Source organism: Shewanella sp. 11B5 (assembly GCF_002836795.1).
GTDB classification, from domain to species: Bacteria; Pseudomonadota; Gammaproteobacteria; order Enterobacterales; family Shewanellaceae; genus Shewanella; species Shewanella frigidimarina.
The window spans coordinates 1-3822 of record NZ_PJAP01000615.1; the positions used below are offsets into that span (position 1 = coordinate 1).

The following is a 3822-nucleotide window of genomic DNA, read 5'->3' on the forward strand; positions in this document are numbered from 1 at the left end:
GTGATGATTGCCGCTAAAGGTGGTGGGTCGGAAAACAAATCAAAAATGGCCATGCTTAACCCGTCTGACGATATCGCAGCTTGGGTAGAAAAAACATTACCGACAATGGGCGCGGGTTGGTGTCCACCGGGTATGTTAGGCATCGGTATTGGCGGCACCGCTGAAAAAGCGGCTGTATTAGCCAAAGAATCATTAATGGACCCTGTTGATATTCATGAGTTGATGGCTCGTGGTGCAGAGACCACAGAAGAAAAGCTTCGTTTAGACATTTTTGAACGGGCAAATAACTTAGGCATAGGCGCTCAAGGTTTGGGCGGATTAACCACAGTATTAGACGTTAAAATTAAATCGGTACCGACTCATGCAGCGTCTAAACCGGTCGTGATGATCCCTAACTGTGCGGCTACGCGTCATGTGCATTTCCATCTAGATGGCACCGGCCCAGTCGATTTAGTACCACCATCGTTATCTGATTGGCCTGAAATTACTCGTGAAGCGGGTGAAAACACTCACCGTGTGAATTTAGATACTGTCACCCAAGCTGAAATCGAAACCTGGAAGAGTGGTGATACCTTATTACTCAACGGTAAAATGCTGACTGGCCGTGATGCTGCTCATAAGCGGATTCAAATGTTACTTGAGTCTGGTGAAGGTTTACCAGCCGGTGTCGATTTTACCGGTAAGTTTATTTATTACGTTGGCCCAGTCGATCCAGTCGGTGATGAAGTGGTTGGCCCTGCAGGCCCAACAACGGCAACTCGTATGGATAAGTTTACTGACATGATGTTAGACCAAACAGGCCTAATGGGCATGATTGGTAAATCTGAGCGAGGCCCTGAAACGGTTGCTTCAATTAAAAAGCACAAAGCAGTGTATTTAATGGCTGTTGGCGGCGCGGCATACCTAGTGTCTAAAGCGATTAAGAAATCACGTGTTGTCGCATTTGAAGATCTAGGCATGGAAGCGATTTACGAATTTGATGTGCAAGACATGCCAGTGACCGTGGCGGTTGATACCAATGGTGTTAATGCACACGAAACTGGCCCAGCGATTTGGAAAATTAATATCGCTAACAGCAAAGCTAACAAGTAAGCCATCGATAACATTGTGCTTACACATAAGCGATAAGTGTCAATGTGATTAAACGCTCGGGTTTACAGCTTTTTACAAAAGGCTTGTTGCCTGAGCGTTTTGCTTTGGTTAGTCTGCAATATACATTTTATGATTACGTTTGATATTGGCTGTTTTTGCGGCCTAAACGTAATACGTTTTACTTAAATAACTGAGACATGATAACAATGAAAAAGTCTTCTGTATTATTCGCACTGATTGCTGCTGGCATGGCAACATCAGTGTCTGCGGCTGAGCCCGCAGCTTTTAATGTTCAACAACTGGTTAACTTAAATAAGTTGCATTCAGCAGCCGTATCAAATGATGGTAAAACCATGGTATACGGCGTAAAAGTGGTTGATGATAAAGGCGAGGGCAACTCAGATCTTTATCTTCTCGACTTGAACGATAAAAATGCTAAGCCAAAGCAACTTACTTCGGCTGCAGGCACTGAACACGATGTCAGCTTTTCGCCAGATGGAAAATCTATTTATTTCCTCGCCAGTCGTTCTGGTACCAGTCAATTGTATCAATTGGCCCTTGATGGTGGAGAGGCTATTGCGGTTACTGATTTACCGTTAGATATCAATGGCTACAAATTGTCTAACGACGGTAAGCAAGTCGTTATGACGTTGCGGGTATTTCCAGAGTGTAAAGACTTAGCCTGTTCAAAAGACAAGTTTACTGCCGAAGCTGAACGTAAAAGCACTGGCCGCGAATACAAGCAGTTGATGGTACGCCATTGGGACACGTGGGAAGACCACGCACGTAACCATTTGTTTGTAGCCTCGCTTAATGGCAACAAAATTACCACCGCGACAAACGTTACAGCTGGCCGTGACACTGAAACACCGCCTAAGCCATTTTCTGGTATGGAAGAGGTCACTTTTACTGCAGACGGTAAGTACGTTGTTTATAGCGCTAAAGCGCCGAGCCGCGATCAAGCTTGGACAACTAATTACGATTTATGGCAAGTGCCTGTAGCTGGCGGTGAAACGGTTAACTTAACCCCAGAAAACCAAGCATGGGATGCCCAGCCAACGTTCTCTGCAGATGGCCGTTATCTTGCCTATTTAGCCATGAGCAAGGCGGGTTACGAAGCTGATCGTTACCGTATTATGTTACGTGACAATGTTACTGGCCAAGAAAAAGAAGTTGCACCATTGTGGGATCGCAGTGCGAGTTCATTGAACTTTAGTGCCGATGGCCGTACTTTGTATGTGACAGCACAAGATCTTGGGCAAGTGACCATTTTTGAAGTGAACACACAGTTTGGTGATGTTCGTCCTATTTACAACCAAGGTAGTAACAGCCTAGTGGCTGTGACCAGTAATCGTCTTATTTTCAAGAAATCATCATTAGTTGAACCTGGCGATTTATTCAGTGTGTCACTAGAAGGTGAGCAACTGAAACAGCTAACCAACGTCAACAGTGAAAAATTAGCTGACATTAAGTTTGGTGATTTTGAACAGTTCAACTTTAAAGGTTGGAATGACGAAACCGTTCATGGCTATTGGATCAAACCCGTTAACTATGAAGAAGGTAAAAAATACCCAATTGCTTACCTTGTACACGGCGGTCCACAAGGCTCATTTGGTAACAGTTTTAGCAGCCGCTGGAATGCTCAATTATGGGCTGGTGCAGGCTATGGCGTCGTGATGGTCGACTTCCATGGTTCTACTGGTTATGGCCAAGCGTTTACTGACTCTATTGGCAAGGATTGGGGCGGAAAACCGCTTGAAGATCTTAAAAAAGGGATGGCAGCGGTTACCACACAGCAACCTTGGTTAGATGCTAATAATGCATGTGCACTGGGCGGTTCCTACGGTGGCTATATGATGAACTGGTTCCAAGGCAAATGGAACGATGGCTTCAAGTGTCTAGTCGACCATGCTGGTTTGTTTGATATGCGTTCTATGTATTACGTCACAGAGGAATTGTGGTTCCCTGAATATGAATTCGGTGGCCCATACGATCAAAACAAAGAACTATATGAAAAGTTTAACCCAGTAAACTATGTTGAAAACTGGAAAACACCAATGCTCGTCATCCATGGTGAAAAAGACTACCGTGTTCCTTATGGTCAAGGCCTTGCTGCATTTACCTTTATGCAGCGTAAAGGTATTCCTTCTGAGCTATTGGTATTTCCTGATGAGAATCACTGGATTTTAAATCAAGATAACTTACAGCTATGGTACAAGAATGTATTAGGCTGGATGGATCGTTGGACAGCGCAATAGTGTTTGTACTTTCTCTGTAGAAGACATGTTAAAGCCAGTACTAAAAAAATGGCGTAGTCCTCAACACAGATTTACCTTCATAAGTTAATTAAAAGAGATGTTGCTACTGGCAACATCTCTTTTTTGTTCCTAAGCTATTGTAGCTTCGGATATTGTGGCTCAAGCCAATCGCAGTTTTACCAGAGGCAATGAGTTATTCATTAATCAAGATGATACTCAAGTCAATATCTACACTGTTTACTCATAAAAATAAAACTACATTCTGTTGAAAATAAACTGACCAGTAAAGCGAGCACTTTTGTGAGAAATAAAAAATCCGCTATCGTTAGTATTTTTCATCATAAGGCTATTCTTATTTTGTTGATTAATATGTAGGTTAACCACAGGAAAACAAGATTTTAAGTCCTGCTGTAGGTTAAATCATCATATTGATGCTAATTAGAACAGACTGGTGAAATAAAATAACTAAAAA

Annotated in this window: 2 protein-coding genes; both read left to right on the top strand. The window is 42.9% G+C overall.

Features of this window, described 5'->3' with window-relative positions; translation table 11 throughout:
• Positions 1–1092, top strand: a 1092-nt coding sequence (locus CXF78_RS14225; protein ID WP_102037171.1) for a FumA C-terminus/TtdB family hydratase beta subunit, incomplete at its 5' end; no start/stop codon positions are given.
• A 197-nt stretch (positions 1093–1289) separates the two neighbouring features.
• A complete protein-coding gene (locus CXF78_RS14230) occupies positions 1290–3350 on the top strand; it encodes a dipeptidyl-peptidase 5 (RefSeq protein ID WP_374702295.1) in 2061 nt (686 codons plus the stop codon).
• The last annotated feature ends 472 nt before the right edge of the window (positions 3351–3822 follow it).